Annotated in this window: 16 protein-coding genes, 3 tRNA genes and 2 pseudogenes; 4 read left to right on the forward strand and 17 right to left on the reverse strand. The window is 69.2% G+C overall.

Translation table 11 applies throughout. From position 1 onward, the window contains the following. Positions 1-366: 366 nt before the first annotated feature. From AB0877_RS29570 to AB0877_RS29625, 12 genes and pseudogenes are all read right to left on the reverse strand, one after another. The gene (locus AB0877_RS29570; protein WP_366612824.1) at positions 367-2151 is read right to left on the reverse strand and encodes an ABC transporter ATP-binding protein; all 1785 of its coding nucleotides are present in this window, start codon (positions 2149-2151) and stop codon (positions 367-369) included. Next, the gene (locus AB0877_RS29575; protein WP_366612825.1) at positions 2144-3976 is read right to left on the reverse strand and encodes an ABC transporter ATP-binding protein; all 1833 of its coding nucleotides are present in this window, start codon (positions 3974-3976) and stop codon (positions 2144-2146) included. Before AB0877_RS29575 ends, AB0877_RS29570 begins: the two co-directional genes overlap by 8 nt. A gap of 192 nt (positions 3977-4168) precedes the next feature. Further along, complete coding sequence (locus tag AB0877_RS29580; protein WP_366612826.1) at positions 4169-5113, reverse strand: glycosyltransferase; 945 nt, start codon at positions 5111-5113, stop codon at positions 4169-4171. A 124-nt stretch (positions 5114-5237) separates the two neighbouring features. After that, entirely contained in the window at positions 5238-5774 is a 537-nt protein-coding gene (locus AB0877_RS29585; protein WP_366612827.1) for a hypothetical protein, read from the reverse strand. Next, a complete protein-coding gene (locus tag AB0877_RS29590) occupies positions 5764-6150 on the reverse strand; it encodes a carboxymuconolactone decarboxylase family protein (RefSeq protein ID WP_088986068.1) in 387 nt (128 codons plus the stop codon). The genes AB0877_RS29585 and AB0877_RS29590 overlap by 11 nt, the downstream gene beginning before the upstream one ends. A gap of 236 nt (positions 6151-6386) precedes the next feature. Continuing rightward, positions 6387-6914: an aromatic-ring-hydroxylating dioxygenase subunit beta gene (locus AB0877_RS29595; protein ID WP_366612828.1), complete on the reverse strand. Its 528-nt coding sequence runs from the start codon at positions 6912-6914 to the stop codon at positions 6387-6389. After that, complete coding sequence (locus AB0877_RS29600; RefSeq protein ID WP_366612830.1) at positions 6911-8218, reverse strand: aromatic ring-hydroxylating dioxygenase subunit alpha; 1308 nt, start codon at positions 8216-8218, stop codon at positions 6911-6913. The genes AB0877_RS29595 and AB0877_RS29600 overlap by 4 nt, the downstream gene beginning before the upstream one ends. Before the next feature lie 20 nt (positions 8219-8238). Then, positions 8239-9405 carry a glycosyltransferase gene (locus AB0877_RS29605; RefSeq protein WP_366612831.1) on the reverse strand — a complete coding sequence of 389 codons (1167 nt, stop codon included), beginning with the start codon at positions 9403-9405 and terminating at the stop codon, positions 8239-8241. Positions 9406-10256: 851 nt separating this feature from the next. Then, positions 10257-10421, reverse strand: a pseudogene (locus AB0877_RS29610) (kinase); the annotation flags it as partial. Between the two features lie 164 nt (positions 10422-10585). After that, positions 10586-10658 (reverse strand) — tRNA-Lys (locus tag AB0877_RS29615). Positions 10659-10719: 61 nt separating this feature from the next. Next, entirely contained in the window at positions 10720-13797 is a 3078-nt protein-coding gene (locus AB0877_RS29620) for a VWD domain-containing protein (protein ID WP_366612832.1), read from the reverse strand. 235 nt (positions 13798-14032) lie between these two features. Further along, positions 14033-14108: transfer RNA gene (locus AB0877_RS29625), tRNA-Lys, on the reverse strand. A 187-nt stretch (positions 14109-14295) separates the two neighbouring features. Here AB0877_RS29625 and AB0877_RS29630 point away from each other — a divergent pair. Next, positions 14296-15558: an Ig-like domain-containing protein gene (locus tag AB0877_RS29630; RefSeq protein WP_366612833.1), complete on the forward strand. Its 1263-nt coding sequence runs from the start codon at positions 14296-14298 to the stop codon at positions 15556-15558. 248 nt (positions 15559-15806) lie between these two features. Continuing rightward, entirely contained in the window at positions 15807-17099 is a 1293-nt protein-coding gene (locus tag AB0877_RS29635; RefSeq protein WP_366612834.1) for an Ig-like domain-containing protein, read from the forward strand. Between the two features lie 111 nt (positions 17100-17210). Here the strand turns inward: AB0877_RS29635 and AB0877_RS29640 are convergent. Continuing rightward, positions 17211-17286 (reverse strand) — tRNA-His (locus tag AB0877_RS29640). Between the two features lie 112 nt (positions 17287-17398). Continuing rightward, positions 17399-17989 (reverse strand): oligoribonuclease, encoded by a 591-nt coding sequence (gene orn, locus AB0877_RS29645; RefSeq protein ID WP_357352045.1) that lies wholly within the window; start codon positions 17987-17989, stop codon positions 17399-17401. Between the two features lie 72 nt (positions 17990-18061). Here orn and AB0877_RS29650 point away from each other — a divergent pair, with 72 nt between their 5' ends. Next, positions 18062-19345 carry a glycosyltransferase 87 family protein gene (locus AB0877_RS29650; RefSeq protein WP_366612835.1) on the forward strand — a complete coding sequence of 428 codons (1284 nt, stop codon included), beginning with the start codon at positions 18062-18064 and terminating at the stop codon, positions 19343-19345. A 384-nt stretch (positions 19346-19729) separates the two neighbouring features. Here AB0877_RS29650 and AB0877_RS29655 read toward each other — a convergent pair. The 3 genes and pseudogenes from AB0877_RS29655 to AB0877_RS29665 all read right to left on the reverse strand — a co-directional run. Next, positions 19730-19942 (reverse strand): annotated as a pseudogene (locus AB0877_RS29655) (hypothetical protein); the annotation flags it as partial. Positions 19943-20625: 683 nt separating this feature from the next. Beyond that, positions 20626-21360: a YcnI family protein gene (locus AB0877_RS29660; RefSeq protein ID WP_366612836.1), complete on the reverse strand. Its 735-nt coding sequence runs from the start codon at positions 21358-21360 to the stop codon at positions 20626-20628. A gap of 17 nt (positions 21361-21377) precedes the next feature. After that, the gene (locus AB0877_RS29665; protein WP_366612837.1) at positions 21378-23045 is read right to left on the reverse strand and encodes a copper resistance protein CopC; all 1668 of its coding nucleotides are present in this window, start codon (positions 23043-23045) and stop codon (positions 21378-21380) included. Positions 23046-23217: 172 nt separating this feature from the next. Between AB0877_RS29665 and AB0877_RS29670 the strand changes: the two genes are divergently transcribed. Then, positions 23218-23808 carry a sigma-70 family RNA polymerase sigma factor gene (locus AB0877_RS29670; protein WP_366612838.1) on the forward strand — a complete coding sequence of 197 codons (591 nt, stop codon included), beginning with the start codon at positions 23218-23220 and terminating at the stop codon, positions 23806-23808. Positions 23809-23817: the final 9 nt, after the last annotated feature.

A 23817-nucleotide genomic window follows, 5' to 3' on the forward strand; every position in this document is an offset into this window, starting at 1 on the left:
GGCGCGTGCACACGCGGGGGCCACCCGGCCGGCCGGGTCCACCCCCACTCGACCCGTCACCCGCCGCCACACCACCAGCCGGGCCGGCGACCGCACGTCGCCAACTGGCGTCCCTGCCAGGAACCCAGGCCAGCACCCTGTGGCGGCGAGCGCTGCGCGGAGTCGAAGAACACATCCGCTGGCTCCGGTGATCTGGGTCAGGCTTGCGGGGACGACCCGGCAAGCCTGACCGATCCGCCCGCGGCGTCGGGCGACGAGAGGCTCCGCCTGCTCACCGACCATCGCGGTGGCCGTACCGGCCCTCGACACGTCTCGAAATGACGAAGAATGACGACCACCGCCGCCGATCAGACGAAGCCTCGATGATCAGCGATATGCGTCCGCCTGCAGGCTGAAGAACTCGGCGTACATCCCGCTGAGCGCCAGAAGCTCGTCGTGGCTGCCGGACTCTGCGATCCGTCCGTTCGACACGACCAGGATCAAGTCAGCCATCCGAACGGTCGAGAACCGGTGTGACACGAAGACGGTGACACCGCCGGTGCGGATCCCCACGTCACGCGCCGCGTCGGAGTACCGCGCGAACAAGGCGTGCTCGGTCAGTGGGTCCAGGGCGGCGGCGGGCTCGTCGAGCAACAGCAGCAGCGGATCGTCGCGCATCATCGACCGGCTCAACGCGATGCGCTGCCACTGCCCGCCCGACAGTTCAGCGCCGTTGTCGTAGGACTTGCCGAGGTAGGTCTCCAGGCCGATCGGCAGCCGGTCGATCACCCCCTCCGCGTCTGCTCGCCGGATTGCCCGCTCCACCGCGCCCGGTTCGTCGAGTCGAGGCAGGTCGCCGAGGCCGATGCTGCTTCTGGCCCGCAGCTCCAGCCGGATGTAGTCCTGGAAGCTGGCGGAGATCCGCTGGCGCCAGCCCAGCGGGTCGAGCCGTCGCAGGTCGGCGCCATCTATGATGATCTCGCCTGCGGTCGGCCGGTAGAACTGGCAGAGCAGCTTGACCAGGGTGGACTTGCCGGAACCGTTGTCGCCGACGATAGCGACGATCGTGCCGGAAGGGATGCGCATGCTGAGGCCCTGCAGCACGTCGGTGTCGGTGCCCGGGTAGCGGAACGCGACGTCACGCAACTCGATGCCGTCGGTGAGGACGGCGGGCGGTGTCTGGTCAGCCGGCGGGCCGGGTTCCGGCGGCGTGGCATCGCGGATCCAACTCAACCAGCCGAAGGCGCGGGCGTTACGGTGCAGCGCCTGGGCGAGCGCGACGGCGCTGGCAGCCTGCGCGTTGGTCTGCACGGCCAGCGTGATGGCGAGGACAACGTCGCCGACGGTGCGCTCGCCGCTGATAGCGGCGCGGACGACCAGGACGATGGAGCCGAGGTATCCGAGAGCGAAGATCAGCTGACCGGTGAGCCGCAGGGCAGCGCCGGCGAGTTCAGCCCGGCGCAATCGGCTGTCCACCTCACGGCGGACCGCCCCATGGCGGTGGCGGAGCTCTCCGCCGAGCCCGAAGAGCCGAATCTCCTTGGCGGCGGTCGAGCTGAGGGCCAGATCGAAGAGGTGCCAGCTCATGCGGGTCGACTCGGCGGTCGCGAGTTCGGCACGTTCCAGTCGCTTCTCGGCCAGCCGCCCGGCGATCAGTGGGGGGACGCCGAAGATCGGCAGCAGGAGCAGCCACGGCTCGATGCGGGCAAGCAGCACGGCGGTCAGGGTGATCTGGGTGAGTAGCACCCCGATCGTCAGAACGGTCTGCATGCTCTGGCTTAGCGTCCACGACTGCTGTCGGAGCAGTTCGAAGCGATCCGCGGCGTCCCGCCGTTCGTGCAGCGCCAGCCCGACCGGTCCGTGCGCCAGGTCTCCGAGCTGACGTTCGGTGTCCTGCTTGTGCAGATCACCGAGCTCGAAGAAGAAGATGTGGGCGAAGTGCTCCATCGTCAAGCTGAGCAGGACACTCACGGCGGCCGCCGCCGCCGTCCAGACCGCGACATCGGTCCGCCGGTCGAGGGCCGCATCGACCGCCGCACCCAGAAAAAGCGCCAGTAGGGGTCCACTCACGGCGCCGAGCATCATCAACAGGGCGGCGGTGATCAGCCTTCCCGGGCTGAGCCGCCACGCCGAGGCCAGCGTCGCGCCGACACTGCGCAGTACCTTATTCACCGCTTCCTACCTCTTCCTCGGTGAACCGTGCGGCCTGCAGCCGAAACAGCTCCGCATAGCGACCGTCGAGGGCGAGCAACTCTTCGTGAGTGCCCTGCTCGACGACGCGACCGTGTTCCAGCACGACGATCCGGTCGGCACGGCGCACCGTGGAGAACCGATGCGATATGACGACGCTGGTGACTCCACGGGTAAGGTCGAGGAACCGCTCGAAGAACGCCACCTCCGACCGCACGTCCAGGTTGGCTGTCGGCTCGTCGAGGACGAGAATGCTGGCGCCACCCTCGACGGCGACGAGAGCACGGGCGATCGCGATGCGCTGCCACTGCCCGCCGGACAGTTCGGCGCCGCCGGCGTATCGCCGCGACAGTGGAGTCTCCAGGCCGCGGGGGAGATGGTCGACGAAATCCGCCGCCCCGGCCTTCTCCAGGGCGGCCCGGACCGCCTTGTCGGCACGCTTCGGCTCTGCGAGCATCTCGATCGCGCCGAAAGCGACGTTGTCGCGCACTGGCAACTCGAAGTGGGTGAAGTCCTGGAAGATCGCGGCAACCCGGCGCTGCCACGCCGTGGTGGGAAAGGTCCGAATGTCGACGCCGTCAGCGGTGATCGCTCCGGCCGTCGGTTCGTAGAGCCGGGCCAACAGTTTCACGAGGGTCGTCTTGCCTGTGCCGTTGAGGCCGACGATCGCCAGTGACCGGCCTGCCTCGATGGTGAGATCGAGGTCGGTCAGCACCGGCAGGCCGCCCGGGTAGGCGAAGGACACCTTGTCGAATCGCAGCACCGTCCTGGGCAGTCCAGCCGGATCACCCCGGCCGCTCTCGGTGGTGCGGGCGTCGGCTTCGCTCATCCTCTCGATCCGCTCCACCGACCGGTAGGCATTGAGGCCCTGCTCGGTCGCCACATCGGACTCGGCGATGAACCCGCCGATCCTCATGGCGGCCAGGGACGCCTGGAATACGAGTATCAACCCGCCCAAGCCGAGCAGTCCGGCCGCCGCTGCCTGAGCCGCTCCCGTCAGCAGCGCGCCCAGCAGCACGAAGGCGACAACAACGTAGAGTATGTAGGGGCCGTAGAACAGCCGGCGCCGGGCCCGCCAGACCGGGAGCACGGCGTCCATGGCGGCCGTCGTATATTCCTGCTTCAACCAGGGCAGAAGGCCGAAGACCCGCAACTCCTTCGCCGCTGCGGGCTGGAGCAGCATGGTGCGGAGGTATTCGCTGCGGCGCCGCAGCCGAGCGGTACTTCGAAAGACCTCGGTGAACACCGACAGGCCAAGTCGGTAGCCGAAACGGATCGTCAGGGCCGCGACGAGCAGAGCCGGCCCGGCCCACCACACGAAGACGACCGACGTGACCCCGGCGGCGAGCACGGTCTGCAGGTACCGCGAGATCAGCGCGATCTGACCGGCACCAGCGGCACCCGGCGACCACATCTCGGTCCGCAGCCGGTCCTTCGCGTCGGCGACGTGATCGAGCAGCTCCGGATCTTCCATGACAGCCACACCGCCGCTCGCTTGGGAGGCCGCCATCAACCGGTCACGGACGAGATCGTCGAGGCGACGGCGGATCAGGTTGCCGAGCAGTTCCTGTACCGGCAGCAGCAGTTGCACTCCGCAGAACGCGGCCGCCGCGAGGATCAAGTTGGTCCGAAGGTCGCTCCAGGCCGCCGACCCGAGCCCGCCGGCTACCGCGTCCGGCACCCGGGCGACCACGGCCGAGGTGGCGAGGATGAACGCGACCGGCAGGACCCCTGCGGCGATCTGGATCATCACGGCGGACGAGACCAGCGACCAGCCGGCCTTGGGCACCAGGTGCAGAATTCTCATTCGCCCGCCGAGGCGCGATCTGTGACCGTGAACAAGCTCCGCCCACACAGACCTTTCGTGCATCGTCATCACCAGGCGCCTTCCGTGCGGCTGTGAACCCTGTCGGCGCACGGCGGAGCCCTGCACACGACGTGCTGAGATGTAGGCGAATACTGCGATGGATGAGTATCGGAACCGTCCGCCCCACTTCGCCTAGGAGACAGGAACGGAGAGCTCGCCGTCCGCAATCTCCACACGCGCCCCGGGAGAGGCCGCGGGGGTCGACCTCGCGCACATCTCGAACTGCTCGTAGAGATCGATCCAGTTGGCGCCGACGGCGGGGTTGAAGATTGGCGCAAGCATGGCCTGCAAGATCACTTCGGGAGCCCCCCTGTGCAGAGCGATGAATAGGCTCAAGTTCTTCAGCCAGCCCTCGTAGACAGGCTTGCTGGGGCGCAGAGGTGGCCCTTGATGGTAGGCGAAGCTTTCTTCGTCGAAGACGAGCTGCGTGCCGGAGCGCTCCAGCCTGTACCCCAACTCGGAATCCTCCAGGCCCCATCCCCGGAATTCCTCGTTGAATCCACCGACGCGCTTGTAGTCGACGCTTGGAACAGAGACGTTGCAGGTGAAGAACAGATGCCACGATGTCTTCAGACCGCCGCCGGCGCCGCTCAGTCGACTCAGCAGGTCCAGCCTGATGTCGCTCTTTATTATGCCGCCAAGAAATTCCTCGCTGCCGTCGTTCACGAAACGATCGTCGAACGCTCCCGGAAACCGCAGATACTTTCTGAAGCCGATGGCGGCCTTCTTCGCGGAAATAAATCGGTAGTGACGGAGATGCCGATCGACAAAGGTGGGCGGAACCAGTTGATCGCCGTCGACGAAAATCAGGATTTCGCCGGTCGCTTCTTCTGCACCGCGATTTCTTGCGGCACTTCTGGAGGATGTTGCAGAACGAGGCAGATGCAGGTAGCGGAACCGGGAGTCCGCGCTCACGTGACGCTGCACCGTCTCTGCGGTCGAGTCGGTCGATCCATCATCGACGACGAGCACTTCGAGGGAGTCGGAGACAGCCAGACTCTGTGCACGGAACGTGCGAAGGCACCTGTCCAGCAACACGGACGAGTTGAATGTCGGCACAATCACTGAGGCCTTCATCTACGGGCTCCATCTCAGAGCAGAAACCGGAATCCCCCATGCGGGAAGCCGAGCACGAAGTTCTTCAGGAGTTCGCTGGTGAACCGCCGGCCGACAGCCGACGACCGACGGCGCTGCTGTCCGTCTAGTCTCCTGTTCCACCGCGGTCAGGTGACCCGGCTGCGCCGTTCTCTGAAGCGTGGAGGGATTTCGCGCGCCAGGTGCATCCGTCGCCTGCCTGTTTGCACGACACGGTGACGTCCGATTCGACGTAGCGGGCGGCAATGGCGGTGTTGAGTTCCTGACAGTACGGGCACGGTGATGTGAAAGTCAGTTTGACGCCGGCACCGGCGGCCTGTTTGCGGTACCGCAGGATCCCACATTCGGCGTTGCGCAGGACGGTGCCATCAGGCTGCGGCTCACTGGTCACTGCCGAGTCGTACAGCAGCAGTTGGCGCTGGAGCCGGGTCATGAAGTGAACGGCGGCCGACTCTCCGGCGGGCCGCTGCGATTGCAGCAGGTCCGCAGTGATCCGCGAGTTCGCCTGGATCCACGCGGACACGCCCTCATCGCCGTGCATGCCCAGAATGAACTCTTCGGCGGCCGCCTGGGCCTCGAAGAACCGCTGCCGCCAGAGATCGACCTTGACGGCGGGGTCGAGGGGGGCAGGGTCACTGGTCATGGTCGGTGTCCGTGCTGGTGTCGAGCTCGGCGAATACCTCCTGAGCGATGCGCAGCCCGTTGTTCGCCACCGGCCATCCCCCGTAGTAGGCGAGCTGGATGATGATCTCGACGATCTTCTCTCGTGGCATCCCGAGGTTCAGGGCGGCACCGATGTGGCCGCGCAGCTCCCAGTCGGTCCGGGCCAGGGTGACCGCGGTCAGTGCGATCAATTCGCGATCCTCGACGCTCAGGTGCGGGCGGGTCCAGATCTCACCGAACAGGTGGTCGATGGTGAGTTGCAGGAAATCGGGGTAGGAGCCTGGGCGGGGTTCACGGCCGAAGACGTGCTTGAACATGGCCTCACCCCGCTCATGTCGGGCAAGCGGCTGGTTCATCGATCACTCCTTCGTGTTGCCAGGTGGCCGGTCGGACAGTGGCGAATTCCCACGACGCCACGAAGGCGACGAGCAGTGGCGCGGCGCAGCTGTCGGTACACATCGAAGAGAGTCACTACGGCACAGCCGACCCCGCCGCCACCGACGGCACCGGTCAGCGCGGCAGGTGCGGCGCAGCCTGAACCGGGCCCACCCCTGCGCCTAAGCTGTGCGGAGGGCCGTGTCTCTGTTAGACCTCAGAGGATGATGCTCAGCTTCCCGTGTTCGTAGAGACTCTCGTGGTCGAGCACCACGACACGTCTCCGGACCCGGAACGACTCCCCCTCGACGGCGAGTTCGAGCCGGCATTTTCCGACGTAGGAGTCAGAGCGCCCGTGCCCGAACCGGTACACGACGACATTCGCCGCCACATCGAGGTGCGTGCCCCGATCAGCCAGAATCTCCACGTTGCTGATCATCCGATTCGTCCGCGACAGGGGATTCTCGCACCACACCTCGCCGTTGAGGATCTGCTCGATTCGCTGGCGCAGCCGGGCGGCGTTGTCGTCGATGAGCCCGAGCGCATCGGCCGGCTCGTCCCGGACGTCGGTGGCCGGCACGGTGTAGCGGATGTCGTCGGTCAGCATCTCGTCGTACCACTCGCGCAGGCGCCACTCGTCGAGCAGCCGCGCCTCACGGAAGAGAAACTGGCTCACCCGGTACCACAACCGCATCTGGGCCGTCGCGTCGACCGCCGGCTCGGTGTTGATCGTGTCGGTGGTCATCGCCGTTGCGCCCCTTGCCTCGCGGCCCGCTGAGTGACGTGTTGAGCTTCCTCGTGATCGTCGTCGCCGTCGTGCATCAGCCGGTCCCACTGCCGCCAGAACTCGCGGGCGGGGAGTTCGTCGGTGGTCTCGGGGACCTCCTTGGCCATACCGCGTGACAGATCCGAGTAGCGGAGCGTGCGATTGAGGTAGCCCCGCTGGCAAGACTCGATGATCTCGATGTCGTCGGGGGTGGCGAAGCCGGCGGGACCGAGGAAGGTCAGGTAGTGACTCTTACGCAGTTCCCGTATATCCGGATCCTCGTCCCTGGGGGCCAGCGCGACTGAGGTGATGGACATCTGGCCGGCACCGACCGGGTCGATCTTGCGGATGGTGATCCCGATCGCGTCGATGATCATCAGATTGGGGAAGATCATCAACGCCCGGTTGGCGCCGGTGATCCGTTGGGCGCGTTCGGCGCCGAACCGTTCGACGAACCGTGCGGCCGTCGCCTCCATCCGTGACCTGACCTCGGGGGGAAACATCGGCGTCCAGTAGGCGAGCGGTCGGGCTGCCGCCGGTACCAACTCATTGGCGCCATGCCCCCGTCCGAGAGCGCGGGCGAATCCGCCTCGTCGTCGCGGTGCCATTGTCCCGAGCGACTCGATGTAGCTCACGTAACGCTTGTGCAGGGCGCGGAAGTGGTAGATGTCGACGCTATTCTCCATCATGAGCTTCCAGTTGGCCCGAGCCCCGTGCAATTGCGCACCCTGGATCACCTCCATTCCCACTGCGGACTGGTCGGCGATCAGATCGAGGTACTCCGTCGCGCCCGCCAAATACTCGGTCAAGGTGCGTGGCTGCTCAGGATCGAAGGTCGCGAACACGAAACCCCGGTAACTGTCGCTACGGTGCCGCGCCAGGCCGAAGTCGGACTTGCGGAAGCCTGGCCCGTACCCGTCCGGAAGCGGAACTCCGACCAGGTCGCCCTGGTTGGAGAATGTCCAGTCGTGGTACGGGCACCGGAACGATCTGGCCTGCCCGGCTGACTGCGAGCAGATCAGGGCCCCGCGGTGCGGGCAGCTGTTGGCGAACACTCGAATCACCCCGTCGGAGCCGCGCGCCATGACCACCGGGCGCCCTCCGACGTCACGGGACACGTAGGAGCCCGGCGCGGGCACCTCCGATTCGTGCCCGACGTACAACCAGCAGCGATCGAAGATCTTGGCCATCTCCCGTGCGGCCACGTCGTCGTCGGTGTAGGCCCGGCGGTCCACCCGGAATGAGAGACTCTCAATATCATCGAACACGATCCGGTCGTCCACCTGCCGTTGGAGTTCTATCGTCACTGCTCCCCCTTTCGCTGTAGCTTCTCGCCCGCGCTGATGACCAGTTCTGCCGTGCGCGCGGCGGAATCGCCGCACTCGGGCTGCGCCGCGCGCAGCCGCGCCCGGTAGTCCCGGCCGGGATCGAGCAGATCGGTGACAGCGTCAGCGACCGCCTGTTCCGAGACGTCGGCTGGCTCCAATGCCGTCCCGAAGCCCGCGGTTTCGACGAAGTACGCCTGGATCGGCTGATCCACGGCTAGCGGGATCACCAGCATCGGTGTCGCCGCCCGGATCGACTCCGCCACCGAGTTGTAGCCGCCATGGGTGATGAACACATCGGCGCGCTCAAGGACCTCACGTTGTGGCACGTACGGGGCGGTAAGCACGTCAGCGGGCAGCGCGAGTTCGTTGGCGAGATCCCCCACCGCGGCAATCACCTGCGCACCGGTCTTCACCGCCCCCGTGATGACCGTGCCGAGAAGGTCGGGCCGCCGGAAGAAGATCGTGCCGAAGGAGACGAACACCAGCGGACGGCCGCGGTCGATCTCCTCCAGGCCGGGAAAGACGACCTCATCGCCGCGCTTGCCTGCCGCACCCGGCAACCCGACCAGCTGCACACCGTCGTCGGTGACCGCTTCATCCCCGACGAGCGAGGGAATCGTCGGCATCACATTGAGAATCGGCGAACGCGCTGAATGAGTCCGGGTCGACCACAACACCCCGCGCCTGGTCAGATAGTCGCCAACCTGTTCGTCGTACAGCCAGCGACCTTGCCGACGCTCCTTCGGGCATACTCCGCCTAGATTTGCCCAGATCATTCCGTACGGCACACCGGACGCCTGCGCCCCGGCCATCGCTGCCGCCAGTACCGGCAGCGAATCGAGCAGCGCGAAGTCCGGCGCCGTGGCCCGCAGCGCATCAGCCACCTGGTCCGCCACCGGTGACGATTCGAGCATCGGACCGATCTTTGCCGGATCGTCGCTCCACGGCGCCATCTGGACCTGCCCGACCATGCGGATCTCCGCCGCGCCCAGGGCCTGGCGACGCTGCTCGCCGAGCGCGCCACCGTCCGCAGACACCAACAGCAGCACCACCTCGTTGCCGGCGGCTTGGAGCGCATTGACCACCGGAATGTACGGGTTGAGGTGACCATGCTGAGTTGTGGTGAGGAAGGCGATGCGCACTAGCTCTCCGATCCATGGGAAAACGAATGGGCCGACCCAACATCTGGGCCGGGATCAACCGTATCGGCCACGATTACGACACCCGACCTTCAGAGGCGAGTCGAGACCGGGACGCACGAGCGGAAGAAAACCGCCGGCAGGCACGCGGGAACGCCTGGCAGGCGAAGGAACCATCGATGTCCAGATATTGATACGCGGATCTACGCATTCCCCACCACCGTTGTGGGGACGCGGACCCAGCTACGTTTACTACTCAGAAACAAACCTGCAACAAGGAGCCACCGTCTGCGCCGAGGCGACTGCGGAAAGTGTGCCGGAAAGCACAATCCATGTCAATGCCTTGATGTTGTCCGCACACCCATAACGCCGCTGCGGGCTCACCACCATTCCGGCCGAGTCGCCGGATTTCATGCGATGGCGTCGACGAAGTTTGAAATGTCACCTTGGTCGAGCTCCGAGCCGTGGTCGCCGACTAACCGATCCCGGGTCGCAAACGAGGCCCTACCTGAGCTCCCCGTTCTTTGGTAGGGACCTTTCCCTGTCTTATTCCAATACGGCGACCCGATCGGCCCGTAGAGCAGATGGTCTGCGGGCCGAACAAAACGAGGCTGACCATGACACTCATCTGTCACGCGCGCAGCGCGCGCCGCCCACGATGCCGAACCCCGGACCGCGTATGGCTGATCCGGCAAGCCTGAATGCGGCGCGTGTCGTACCAGCCGTCAACTCAGGCGAAGACCGCCTTCTCGGCCTCGTCGCCGGGCGGCCTCCGGCAGCAGTTCGACCTGCGGGGACGCCAGCTCGTACGGGCCGGCCGGGTCGTTGAGCGCGGCGAGCAGCGCCGGCCCGGTGCCCTCCAGCACCACGTGATAGCCGTGGTCAGGGGCGAATCGAACGGTCTGCCCGATCAACGCCGGTGCCGCCCCGCCGGGTTTGTCGCGTTCCCGCAGCAGGATCCGCCGCAGGTAGTCCTGCTCGACCAGGGCGCAGCCCCGGCCGTGCATGTGCCGCCGCATGCCGATCCATCAGCACCTACCACTCCGGTTCGCGCTGGGTTCCCTCATGCCGCCAGCGTAGGGGTAGCGAGGCAGCACGACCCACCGAGCCACACCCACCACCTCCGTACGCGAAGAAGACCCCGACCCGGTGTCAACCACCAGGTCAGGGCCCACCTCGTTAGTGCGCCGCCAGGGACTCGAACCCCGAACCCGCGGATTAAGAGTCCGCTGCTCTGCCAGTTGAGCTAGCGGCGCTCGTCGGCAACGGGACGAGACGCTAGCACGCGGGCGTCACCCGGAAAGGCCGGGGTTCGCCTCAGCGCAGCGTCAGCGTGACCTGCCCGGTTGCGACTCCGGACGGGTCCACCACCACCGTGTACGCGCCGGAGGCCGGCAGCGTCGTCGGCTCGATGGCACCAGCCCCGTTGATCACGCAGCCGCTGGTGATCGGGCTGCCGTCGGGCGCGCGTAGCTCCACCACACCGCACTGGTCCGGTAGGTCGGAGGCGGTCGCGGTCAGAGTCACCGACGTACCGGCGTCGGCGGTGAACCGGTAGGTGGTGACCGCGCCGGGTCGGTCGACGGTGGCGACGACCGGCGGACCGCCGACGGTGATCGTCGCCGCCCGGTCGCGGCTGCTGACCAGCCGCAGTGTGGTCGCGCCGGTGGTGCGTCCGGTCGGATCGACCACCACTGTGTACGTCCCGTCGGCGGGCAGCAGCGTGCCGTCGATCTCGCCGACGCCGTTGATCACGCAGCCGCTGCTGAGCAGCCGGTTCTCGGGATCGCGTAGCTCCAACGGGGAGCACTGGTGGGGAAGTGTGCTCGTGGGCACCTCGACGAAGACGCGATCGCCCTGCTGCCCGGTGAACCGGTACCGGGCCCACGCGCCGGGGTGGTCCAGGGTCGCGGTGACGTCCGGGCCGTTCGGCTGCAGCGTGCCGTCGACGTCCCGGGCCACGTACACCCGGACGGCGGCTCGTCCGGTGTCGCCGGGGGCGGCGGCGACCCGCACGGCGTACGTGCCGGCGGTGGTGAGGTCGACCCGGTCGACGTACCCGGCGCCGTTGATGTTGCAGCCACCTCCGATCAGCTGGCCGGTCGGGTCGGTGAGCACGTACGGCGAGCAGCGGTCGGCGATCCCGGGGGCGGTGACGTCGACGAAGACGGCGTCACCGGCCCGACCGGGGAACGTCAGTGGTGCGCCGCCGGGGGTCAGGCTGGCGGTCGCCACGGGTACGGCGGTGATCGGCGGGGCGACGGGCGGGGCGACCCGCTCGGTGGTGGCGCTGGCCACAGCGAACTCGGGGCGGCCGCTGATCGCGACGTCGAAGACGCACTCGGCGAGCTGGGCCGGGGCGGTGACGCCCGCCCAGCGGCAGATCTGCTCGGCGGTGGCGCGGCGGGCCGGGTCGAGGTCGCCGACGGTGACCTCCCGTTCGGGGAAGGCACGGTCGGTGAACGTGCCGGTGTCCTGCCCGTCGTCGTAGTGCAGCAGCGAGCGGTCCGGGGTGATCCGCCAACTGTCCGCGTACGCCGGGTAGAGCGTGGTGAACGGCACCGGCTGGGTGAGCGCGGCTCCGGAGGAGGGTGCGATGTCGTCGGCCGGGTCGCCGTCGAAGTCTCCGAGCAGGCCGCGGACCTTGCCGGCCCGCCCGTCGGCGAGCTTGACCAGTACCCGGTAGCCGTAGTGGCCGATCTGGTCCACCGCCGCCGCGGAGCCGTCCGGCCACGTCACGTCGTACCCGTCGGTGGGGCCGGTGTCGGAGGGGCGGCGGGTGAGGGTGCCGCCGCCGGGCAGGTCGGTGCGTTCCGGCGGCGCGGCCAGTGCCGCGCCGTCGACGTGCACCTGGGTGCCACCGGCGGTAAGCGTGAGCGCGACCCGGTGGGCGCCGACCCGGAACGCGACGGCCGAGTTGACCGAGGCGCTTCGGGTGCCGGCCATCGGCGTCTGGCGGACCTGCACCTCCAGCGGGTCGCCGCCGACGGCGGTGACCAGTGTGAACTCGCCCACGGCCTGGAAGTCGTAGGCGACCCGGTCGAACGTGACCAGGTGCGGGTCGCCGTTGCTGCCGCCGCACTTGGCGCCCTCCTCGCAGAGCTTCACCGGACCTTTCTGCGGGGGCTTCTTCTTCGGCGGTTTCTTGCACTCGTCGAGGTTCTTGGGCAGCGTCTTCCCGTCGTACTCGATGCGCGGTGGCAGGCCCTTCGCCGCCCGGTAGCGGTTCTCCGCGAGTGTCGCCTTCACCTCGGCGGTACGGATTTCGGTGCTGCCGCAGTCGCCCTGCGGGACCTTGTTCTGGGAGATGTCGTCGGCGTGGTTCAGCTCGTGGTAGAGCGCGGCGCAGGGGTCCCGGGCCACGCCGTCACCGTACGGCTCGACGGAGGTCGGATTCCAGGTGACAGTCGAGGAGCCCTTCCCGTCGGGGCTGTCCGGGGTCTCGAACGCGCCGGAGCCGCCGGTGGTCGGGATGATCCGCACCCGGGGAGACTTCTTGTCCCGCAGCCGCGGGAGCAGACCGGAGGGGTCCCCGCCGGGCGCGGCGAACCCCTTCAGGCAGGTGTCGACAGCGCCCTGGAAGTCGACGCCGCTGACCGGGACGCCACCGGTCGGGTCCACCGTGTAGTCGGCGCGGGCCGGTCGGGGTCCGCCGACGGCCAGTGCGCCGACCGCCAGCAGCAGGGCCACGGCGGCGGCGGTCGGCCGGCGGCGCTTGCGCAGGAGGACCACCACCAGCACAGCGATGAACAGCGTCAGCAGCAACGCCGCGCCAGCCAGCCACAGCCAGCGCGGGCCGGTCGCGCCGTCGTCGCCGCCGACGGTGAAGGTGGTGGTCCGCAGCGTGGTCCCGCCCGCGCAGAGGCTCGTCGCCCCGGTCACCGGCAGTGGCAGGTAGCCGGCGGTCACCTCGTACCGGCCGGGGGCACCGACCGGCCAGAGGGTGTCCAGGCCGCCGCCGTCCGGGGTGGCTGCCACCGAGCGGAGCATCACCGCGTCCGGCGTGTCACCGTCGTGCAGGCGGGTGCCGGTGAGGCTCACCGTCGTGTTCGCACCGGCCTCCACAGTGCTGAGACCGGCGGTGGCGGCAGCACCGATGCCGTCGTCGTGGAAGCTGCGGGCGAGCGTCGGCGTGAGGTCGCGCCCGTCGAGGCGTACCCCGGTCACCTGGACGGTGCCGACGGCGTTCGTCGGCGCCGCGCACGCCGCGCCTGTCATGTTCGTGACCGTGAGGTCGAGGCGGACCTGGTCGCCGACCCGGTAGTCGGCCTGGCCGGGCCGCAGGGCCAGGCCGAGGCCGCCGTCGGCGGGTGCCGCGACGGCGTTCACCGCGCCGGCTGCCAGGGCGGTCAGCAGTACGGGAAAAATGACCGCGAGTCGCACCGTCCACCTCATGGTGCGGACTGTAGGGGCGCGACGGCCGATCTTCGCACGCTCTGTCGGGGACCGGTCCCGGCCGTGACCGGACGTGGAGCAGAGCGACCCATCGGAGTTGCCCACCTGCCCGGAGTACGAGAGGGCGCTACGGGTCCGCCGCACGGCCATCGACGCGCAGCGCGAGGAGCTCGTGCGCTCGTACCACCAAAAAGCCCCGACCCGGTGTGAACCACCAGATCAGGGCTTTGGTTGTTGGTGCGCCGCCAGGGACTCGAACCCCGAACCCGCGGATTAAGAGTCCGCTGCTCTGCCAGTTGAGCTAGCGGCGCTCGTTCGGCAACGGAGAGAACATTAGCACCCCTCCTGAGCGGCCTCCAATTCGGTTCCCCGGGTCCCCCCTTCGGTCGAGCTTTGCCGGCAAAAGCCCCGAACCGGGCAGCACCGTCAAGATCGGGGCGTGGGTTGCGGCGTCGATGCGGCACGATGTCCGCCAGGTACGCGAGAACAGAGGTGGGCATGGCACGGTTCACGCGAGCCGGGGCGGTGGTGGGCGCCCTGACTCTGACGGCGTCGCTGGCACTGACCGGATGCGGCGGCGACGGAAAGAAGCCGGAATTCGTTGGCGGAACGTCCTCGGACGCGAGCGCTGCCCCCGGCTCAGCCGCACCTTCGACACCCAGCACACCGAGTGGGCCGGCGCTCACGCTGAGCCCGGCGAACGGCACGAAGAACAGGCCGGTGAGCACGGAGATCAGCGCGAAGCTCCCGGACGGCGGGAAGGTGTCGGCTGTCACCCTGACCGCGGACGGCGGCGGCTCGATCGAGGGCAAGCTGCGTAGCGATGGTTCGTCCTGGGTGCCGTCCGCTCCGCTGAAGTGGGGCACCCGCTACACCGCCACGGTGACGGCGAGCGCGTCGGACGGTACGAGCAGCCAGGGCACCAGCAGCTTCACCACCATGGCCAAGCCGAAGTCGACGATCGGGTCGGGCCTGTACCTCTTCGACGACAAGAGTTACGGGGTGGCCATGCCGGTGGTCACCGAGTTCCACCCGGGCATCCCGAAGAAGGACCGGGCGGCGGTGCAGAAGCGGATGTTCGTCAAGACCGACCCGCCGCAGCCGGGGGCGTGGCACTGGGTCAGCAACGGCACGCAGGCCTACTACCGGGCTCCGGAGTACTGGAAGCCGGGCACCACCATCACCGTGCGGATCGCCCTGGCGGGGGTGCCGTTGAGCAACGGCAGGTACGGCGACATCGACCGCAAGGCCACCGCCAAGATCGGCCGCTCGTTCGAGATGAAGGTCGACAACGCCAACAAGAAGATGACGGTGTACGAGAACGGCGCGCCGGTACGCACCATCCCGGTGAGCCTGGGCAAGAAGAGCACCCCATCGTCGAGCGGCACGATGGTGGTGATGGAGAAGAAGGAAGCCACTGTCTTCGACACCCGCGACGACCCGGATCCGGCCAACCGCTACGTGACCGACATCCAGTTCGCCCAGCGGCTCACCTGGGGTGGCGAGTACATCCACGCCGCGCCCTGGTCGGAGCACGTGCAGGGGCGGCAGAACGTCTCGCACGGGTGCGTGAACGTGTCGATGGCGAACGCCAAGTGGTTGTTCGGCAAGACCCGGATCGGTGACCCGATCACGATCAAGGGCACCGAGCGCAGGATCGCCGCCGGTAACGGTTGGACGGCGTGGAGCCTGAGCTGGTCGGAGTTCATCAAGGGCAGCGCGTTGCCGGTGCCCAGTGGTGGGGCCGGTCCGGCGGTCTGAGCCCTCGGCCTCGTTGCGCCGGCCCGGCCGTTGGCCGGGCCGGCGTACTCTTGCACTCCCGCCGCTCGATGACGGCGCGGCGACCCCCACCCCCGGGCACGGAGACGAGCCAGGCTCACGAAACGCCGGATAGTAGCAGGATTCGGGCACTATTGACGGCGTGTTTCGGTTCACCCTCGGCAACCGGGGCCGGCTCTGGCGCGTCAGTAAGAGACGATGGGGCAGCGACCACAACTGTGAGGGACTTCATGCGAGCTAGCCAGGACCAGCTGATCAGGCCCGGTGGGCGACGCCGCGTGTTCGCGGCCGGGCTCCTCGCCGTGGCGCTGGCCTTCACCTCGGCCTGCACCGACGGCGACGGCGGCAAGTCGTCCTCGTGGCACGGTGGCGGCGAGAACCCGGCACCGAAGGCCGCGGCGACGATCAGTGAGCCGGCGGCCGACGCCAAGGACGTGGCAGCGTCCACCGGCATCACCTTCACCACGAAGGACGCCGTGGAGACCGCGGTCGAGCTCAAGGACGCCGCCGGCAAGGCGGTCGAGGGCGCCCTCGCCAAGGACGGCAAGTCGTGGCTCCCGGCCGGCGCGCTGGCCTACGGCACGAGCTACACGGCCACCGTGACCGCCAAGGGCGACGACGGGCTTCCGGCCACCGCGACCAGCACCTTCACCACCATGGCCAAGCCCGGCAACCAGGTGCGGGTGAGCAGCTTCCTCGGTGACAACCAGGTGGTCGGGGTGGGCATGCCGCTGATCGTGAAGTTCAGCCGGGACATCCCGGAGGACTACCGCGACGACGTGCAGCGCCGGATGACCGTCACCTCCACCCCGGCCCAGGAGGGGATCTGGCACTGGGTCAGCCCCACCGAGATCCGCTACCGGCCGAAGGAGTTCTGGAAGCCCAACAGCAAGGTCTCCTACCGGGTGCAGGCCGGCGGCCTGCCGATGGGTGCGGGTTGGTACGGCCGCGCCGACCTCTCGGTGGACATCAAGATCGGCGCTGCGGTGGTCATGACCGTCGACAACAAGACCAAGCGGATGACGGTGACCCGCAACGGCTCTGTGATCAAGACCATCCCGGTCAGCCTCGGCAAGAAGAGCACCCCGTCGTCGAGCGGCACCATGGTCGTCATCGAGAAGCTGCGCAAGACGGTCTTCGACACGTTCGAGGAGCTGGGCCCGGAGGAGGGCTACCGCACCAAGATCGACTTTGCTCAGCGCCTCACCTGGGGCGGGGAGTTCATCCACGCGGCACCCTGGTCCGAGGGGCAGCAGGGCACCACGAACGTGTCGCACGGCTGCGTCAACGTGTCGATGGCCAACGGCGACTGGCTCTTCAAGAACACCCAGATCGGCGACCCGATCACCGTCAAGGGCACCGAGCGCAGGCTCCAGAACGGCAACGGCTGGACCGACTGGAACATGAGCTGGGACGAGTACGTCAAGGGCAGCGCCCTCCCGTACGAGCCTCCGGCCGACCCGGACGCCACCACCCCGACCCCGGACGGGACGGCCACCCCGTCCCCCACACCGACCGCCTGAGCCAGCCGACGAAAGCCCCCTCCGCGGAGGGGGCTTTCGCGTCGTCTCCCTGTCTCGCCCCCACAACGACTCAGGCCCCCTCCGAGGAGGGGGCCTGAGCAGTGAAACCAGTGGGGTGACTGATGGGAATTGAACCCACGACAACCGGGACCACAACCCGGTGCTCTGCCAACTGAGCTACAGCCACCACGCCGCCGTCGCCCGGTTGATCGCTCCGGGCGGGGTGCGGACCAATAATAGCCACACCCCGACGTACCTCGTCCAGCGGGTTCCCTGCTCCCCCGGACGAGCCGGCGCGGTCAGAGTTCGGCGGCGATGGCCTTGGCGGTCTCGACGTCCGGGCCGGGCAGCGGAACGAAGACGGTGCGCCGGTAGTACTCCAACTCCCGGATGCTCTCCCGGATGTCGGCCAGCGCCCGGTGCGCGAGACCCTTCTGCGGCTGGCCGAAGTACACGCGGGGGTACCAGCGGCGGCAGAGTTCCTTGATCGACGACACGTCGATCATGCGGTAGTGCAGGTGGGCGTCGAGGCGGGGCATGTCCCGGGCGATGAAGCCCCGGTCGGTGGCGATCGAGTTGCCGCAGAGCGGTGCCGTACGCGGGTCCTTGACGAAGGTGCGGACGTACTCCAGGACCAGGTCCTCGGCCTCGGCGAGGGTGACCGCCGAACGACGGACCTCCTCGGTGAGGCCGGACTTGGCGTGCATCGTCTGCACGACCTCCGGCATCCCCTCCAGCGCCGCCTCGTCGGCGTGGATGACCACGTCGACACCGTCACCCAGCACGTTGAGGTCAGGATCGGTGACCAGTGCCGCAACCTCGATCAGTTTGTCCCTGCCGAGGTCCAACCCAGTCATCTCACAGTCGATCCAGACGAGGAGATCAGCCACCGGGACAGCCTACGCGCAGCCCACGCCCCGCGGCTGCGCGCTCTCGGCGGACCGGACCGCTAGGGTTTCGGGGTGCCAGCAGAACCCGTCGCACCGCCCGCCGTCACCGAAGACGACCCCGGCGGCCGTACGGTCCGTCGTCTGGTCGCGGTGGTGGCCCTCGGCGCGGTGCTGCCAGCGCTGTACCTGCCCGGCCTCGTGCACAACTTCTTCGATCTCAAGATCTACATGTCCGCGATGGACTGGTGGCGCGTCGGCCACCCGCTCTACGACTACGTGCAGCCCGACCGGGTGCAGGGCGAGCTGTACTTCACCTACCCGCCCTTCAGCGCGCTGCTGCTGTGGCCGTTCGGTCTGTTACGGCTCGGCGCCACCGTGGCGATCTTCACGGCGCTCACCGTGCTGGCCGTGGTGGTGACCACCCGGTGGCTGGTGACGCCGGTGATCGCCCGACACCACCTGCCCCGCACGTTCACCCTGGTCGCCGCCGTCCTGCTGGTGCTGGCGGTGGAGAGCATCCGCGAGACGATCACCTTCGGTCAGATCAACATGCTGTTGGTCGTGCTGATTCTGGCCGATCTGCTGTTCGCGGTGCCGCAGGCGCGACGCTGGGCCGGGGTGGGCGTGGGGCTGGCGACGGCACTCAAGCTTTTTCCCGGCATCTTCATCGTCTATCTGCTGGCCACCCGGCGGTGGCGGGCCGCGGCGGTGGCGAGCGCGACCGCCGCGGCGGCGACGCTGCTCGCGGCGGCGATCGCCCCACGTGACTCGTGGCGGTTCTGGACGCACGAGTTGTGGACCACCGAGCGGGTGGGACGCACCGACATCGTCGGCAACCAGTCGCTGTTCGGCCTGCTCAGCCGGTTCACCGAGCCGGAGAAACCGGACCGGCTGCTCTGGCTGCTGCTGGTGGCCGCGGTCGCCGGCTACGGGCTGTGGCGGGCCGCCCGCGCGGCGCGGGCCGGTGACGCGTTGACCGGCCTGACGTTGACCGGGCTGGTCGGTGCCCTGGCCAGCCCGATCACCTGGACCCACCACATCTACTGGTTCGTGCCGGCGGTGGTGCTGCTCGCCGACGCGGCGTTGAGCGCGAACCGCCCGGAGGAGGCACGCCGGCGTCGGTGGCTGACCGCGCTGGCCCTGGGCATCACCGCCGTGACCATCTACGGCGTGGTGACGTTCCAGGCCTGGGGAGCGGGACCGGTCCGCACCCACGACCCGGTGGACTTCCTCGTGCAGAACACCTACGTGCTGCTCAGCCTGCTACTGCTGGCGGCGTTGCCGGTGCGCTCGACACTCGATGCGGAAAATCGCACCAATTGGACAGACCTCCCGAGTGGTCATGTTCGCCGCTAATCTGTCCTCATCTACCTCAAGCGTCGCTCGGGTAGCACCGCTCCCCCGGTGAGGGTGGCCCTCCGCGTCGGCAGCGCGGTGGGCCACTCGCCGTCTCACCCACCACCACCGGCCCGGCCGTCACCCGATCGGGCCGCCACGGGCCGGGTCGTCACCCGGTGCGGCCACCACCGGCCGGGCCGTGGGCTCGTCCACGTCGGCCGGCGGCCAGGCGAGACTCAACGTCACCTCCGGCGGGCGGGGCAGCCGGACCGGTTCGTCCAGGTCGGCGAGGGTGGCCGCGCGGGCCGGGCCGATCGCCGACCGGGCGGGTTCCGGGGCGCCGGAGCCGACCGGGGCGAGTTGTCGGAGCGGCAACGGCGGGGACGGCTCGGGTTGCCGCGGGCCCAGGCCACTCAGCGAGCTGACCCCGAGCCGGCCGGCGAGCACCGGCACCTGATCCGGCTCGACCACGAAGATCACCTCGCGTGGCCGTAGCGGCCGCAGCAGGAGCAGCGCCGCGCACACCACCAGCAGCACGCCGACCGTCAGCAGACCCCAGGTGGCCGGGCCGGTCCACCCGACCCGCAACTCGGCGTGCAGGTCCAGGGCGAGGTCGTCCTCTCCGTCGGGGCGCATCACCACCAGACTCATGGGTTCGCCGGCGAGGTCGTCCGCGCTCCACTCCAGCGAGCCGATCCCCTCGCGTACCCAGAAGGGCTGGCCCAGCGGTGTGACGACCCGGTCGGCCGGCGCGACGCCCGGGGCGCCGGCGGCCGGATCGAGCCGGACCGGCAGCGGACCCCGGGCCAGCGCCACCCGGCGAACCGTGGCGTGCGGCACCGCCTCCAACCACCCACGCACCTCGGCGGCGGGCGCCAAGCCGACGAAGGCCGGCCCGCCCGTGGTGCGGGCGTCCAGACGCAGCCGGGTCTGCGCGGTACGCGCGAAGGGCGCCTCCTGCCGCAGCAACCGGTCGAGGTCGGTGACGACGATCGCGTGACCGGGCGTGCGGACCGTCTCGAAGCGGGCGGCGAAGGACCCGCCGGGGTCGGCGTGTCGGGTCACCAGCCACAGCCCGCCACCGGCGAACAGCGCCGGAATTCCCACCACCAACAGCAGCACTCCGGCGATCACCCGCACGAACCGCATTCGCACCGTCCCCCTCCGTAGCCAAATACCCGGCCGACCTTACCGACGTAGCCCGTCTGATCAGGGGATATCCACGGCACGGTCGGCATCGACTCCGGAAAGCGCGCTGGCCCGCCGGAAGATCCGGCGGGCCAGCGGGTGAAACGGGGTCAGACCTTCGCGACCGGCTCCCGGCGGGTACGCGTGAACGCCAGCCCGCCCAGCACCAGACCGGCCAGACCGGCGACGAGACCGGCCACACCGAGGCCGACCGCGAGCCCGTTGCCGTCGTCGTCGTCATCGTCGTCGGGCGAGGCCACGGCCGCGCTGGGCGAGGCCGAGCCCGCCGGCGCCGCCGCGGCGGCCAGGGTGAGCACCGGAGCGGGGTTCTCCGGCTCCTCGGCACCCGGGGCCGGCTCGTCGATCCACCGCGAGATGTTGCCGTCCGAGTAGGTCTGCAGGGTCTTGAAGACCATCGACTCGACCTGCGGCAGCGGCCCCATCGAGACGGGGAACTCCTGGAACTGACCCGGCTTCACCCCCGCGTCGGCCGAGGCCGTCCAGGTGATCTTGGAAACGGCTTCGGTGAGCTGACTGCCGTGCACCTCGATCGGCGGGTCCACCTTGCGCTTCTCCGTGGCGACCGTCCAGCCGGGCACCGGCATCGTCGACACCGAGCCGACCGGGGCGTTCTCCGGCAGCACCACCTCCAGCTTGATGGTCGACGCGGTGTCACTCTCGTTGGGCACCCGGAACGCCACCCGGGCGTAGCCACCCTGGGTTGCCTCCTTCGGGTTCACCGTGACGTGCGCGGACGCCGGTCCGGCGAAGCCGAGCACAGCGGTGGCGGCGGCGGTGAACGCCAGGGCGGCAGCGGCGGTTGCGGTACGCCGGATTCGGGTCATGGGTTTCGCGAACCTCTCTAACGGATGGGCACGGTGGCGGTCACCGTGGCCTGGTCGATGTCGGTCGTTCGAGCGGTGATCTTCAGCTGCCATTCGCCGGAGGTCGGCATGCTGATGTCGCCGTAGGCGTGACTGTCCGTCAACCGCAGCAACGGCACCTCGATCGGCTCGATCCCGGCCGAGGGCAGCGCGGCTGTCGCCTTCCACTCCTCGACCAGCAGTGGCTGGTTGGCCTTGTCGTACGCGTACAGGTGCACCGTGTTGTTGCCCCGCCCGGCCGGGCTCACCTCGACCTCGACGGACAGCAGCGGGCTGGAGAGCCTGGTGCTGAAGAGGCCGGACTCGGCCCCGGCGGACGGCCCGGCCGCGGCGGTGCGCGCGGGCGTGGTCTGCACGAGCGTGGCGGACACGGCCAGCACCACGACGGTGACGGCCAGCTCCACCAGGACCGCCCGGCGCACCGGCACCGGGCGTTGCGCCGCGACGCGGCTGCGCACCAACTTCCGGGAGTACGCGGCCACGGCGATGACGATCGCGAACAGCCCGATCTTGGCCAGCAGCAGGCGCCCGTACGTGGTGTCGAAGAGCGCCTGCGGGGTGGCCACCTCGATCAGCGCCTGGACGGTGCCGGCCAGCAGCAGCGCCGAGACGGCGAGCGCCGCCCAGCGCGACCAGATCGGCAGGATCGCGCCCAGCTCCCGCTCGTCGGCCTGGCGCAGCAGGAAGACGGCGAGCATGAGCAGACCACCCAGCCAGACGGCCATGCTGCCCAGGTGGACCGCGTCGACCACCACCGAGACCGCCGGGGCCGGGGAGGCCGCCGCGTGCCCGGCCAACGGCCAGGTCAGCAGGGCGGCGCCGCCGAGCACGGCCAGAATGATCGCGTCCGCGCGGCCGGCGGGCCGGGCCAGCAGCGGGCGGAGCAGGAAGACGGACGCCGCCAGCAGGCCGAGTCGAACCAGGTGGGCGGCGCCGAAGGTGCTGCCGAAGACAGTGCCGAACCCCTCGCCGGTGACGTCGAGGAGACCACCACCGGCCGTGTACGGCACCTGCAACCACAGGTCGGCGAGGGTGGCGACGGCCACCAGACCGAGACCGGTCCAGGCCAGCCGGGTCGGCCCCCGCCGGGAGAGCCGCCGCGGCCACAGGGCGGCGAGCACCAGCGCCGGCCCGACCAGCAGCACCAGGCCGGCGTAGCCGAGGAAGCGGGCGACCTTCACCGCCGTCTCCACCACCGGGTTGGCGCGGCTGTCCGTGCCGGAGTCGACGGGTGGGGTCGAGGGCGCGCCGACCGAGTAGGTGAACGCGCCGGAAACCGGGTGGCTGTCGGCGGAGATCACCCGGAAGCTGACCAGGTAGGTGCCGCGCGAGCCGGCCGGATCCACCGGGATGGTCACGACAGCGTCACCGAACGACGGTTCGCCCCGGTCGGCCCGGGAGCCGTCCGGTGCGATGATCCGGATCTTGCCGGGCACCTTGCGGACCGACTCGCTGAACGTGAGAACCACCTCGGACGGCCCGCTCGGCACGATGGAGGAGGCGGCCGGGCTGCTGCTCTCCAGCACCGCGTGGGCGCTGGCGGAGGTGGCTGGCGCGATCAACAGGGCGACGACGGTGACGAGGAGGCCGGCGGCTGCGGCCAGCCTGGCGGCCCAGCGGCGGGGGGCGACAGTCATGCCGGACATGGTCGCCGATAGGTGTGCCTTTCGACGACCCGAGGGGGGTGATCGCGTCGGTGGTCGCACGTCATGAAGTGGTAGTCGGCCCGGAACGGAGAAAAGTTCCCGACGTGGTGCAGACCATCCAAGGGGCGAACGATCCTGACGCGCCGCCAGCCGCCGCGTAACCTGGTGTGTCGTGATCCCTGTCCCGCGTGACTCCGGTGCCGTCAGTCCGGCTGAGCCGGCCGACGAGGTCGCCCGGGACCCGGCCACCGAGTGGGCGCTGACCGCCCGCCACGGCGACCCGACCGCCCAGGCGGCGTTCGTCCGGCTCACCCAGGCCGAGGTCTGGCGGTTCGCCGCCGCCCTGGTCGACCCGGACAGCGCCGACGACCTGACCCAGGAGACCTACCTGCGGGCGTTCCGGGCGCTCCCCGCCTTCGAGGGTCGCTCCAGCGCCCGCACCTGGTTGCTCGGCATCGCCCGCCGGGCCTGCGCCGACCACCTGCGCACCGTCATCAGGCGTCGGCGGCTCGACGAGCGCCTGGCGGCGAACGCGTACACCGACCGACCGCACCCCGACCCCGCCGGTCAGTTCGGCGCCGCCGACCTCGTCCGTCGCCTCGGCCCCGAGCGGCGCTCGGCGTTCGTGCTCACCCAACTGCTCGGCCTGTCGTACGCCGAGGCCGCCGCCGTCGAAGGGGTGCCGGTGGGCACCATCCGGTCCCGGGTCGCCCGGGCCCGGGACGACCTGGTCGAGGCGGTCGGCGACGCCCTGACCGGCTGAACGCGGAAC

It is taken from the genome of Micromonospora sp. NPDC047644 (assembly GCF_040704315.1).
Classification (GTDB): Bacteria; Actinomycetota; Actinomycetes; order Mycobacteriales; family Micromonosporaceae; genus Micromonospora.

Excerpts from the sequence above, each read along its gene's own strand:
- AB0877_RS29575 (WP_366612825.1), bottom strand. The coding sequence starts at position 3,976 with ATGAGAATTCTGCACCTGGTGCCCAAGGCCGGCTGGTCGCTGGTCTCG.
- AB0877_RS29580 (WP_366612826.1), bottom strand. The coding sequence starts at position 5,113 with ATGAAGGCCTCAGTGATTGTGCCGACATTCAACTCGTCCGTGTTGCTG.
- AB0877_RS29585 (WP_366612827.1), bottom strand. The coding sequence starts at position 5,774 with ATGACCAGTGACCCTGCCCCCCTCGACCCCGCCGTCAAGGTCGATCTC.
- AB0877_RS29590 (WP_088986068.1), bottom strand. The coding sequence starts at position 6,150 with ATGAACCAGCCGCTTGCCCGACATGAGCGGGGTGAGGCCATGTTCAAG.
- AB0877_RS29595 (WP_366612828.1), bottom strand. The coding sequence starts at position 6,914 with ATGACCACCGACACGATCAACACCGAGCCGGCGGTCGACGCGACGGCC.
- AB0877_RS29620 (WP_366612832.1), bottom strand. The coding sequence starts at position 13,797 with ATGAGGTGGACGGTGCGACTCGCGGTCATTTTTCCCGTACTGCTGACC.
- AB0877_RS29630 (WP_366612833.1), top strand. The coding sequence starts at position 14,296 with ATGGCACGGTTCACGCGAGCCGGGGCGGTGGTGGGCGCCCTGACTCTG.
- AB0877_RS29635 (WP_366612834.1), top strand. The coding sequence starts at position 15,807 with ATGCGAGCTAGCCAGGACCAGCTGATCAGGCCCGGTGGGCGACGCCGC.
- AB0877_RS29660 (WP_366612836.1), bottom strand. The coding sequence starts at position 21,360 with ATGACCCGAATCCGGCGTACCGCAACCGCCGCTGCCGCCCTGGCGTTC.
- AB0877_RS29665 (WP_366612837.1), bottom strand. The coding sequence starts at position 23,045 with ATGTCCGGCATGACTGTCGCCCCCCGCCGCTGGGCCGCCAGGCTGGCC.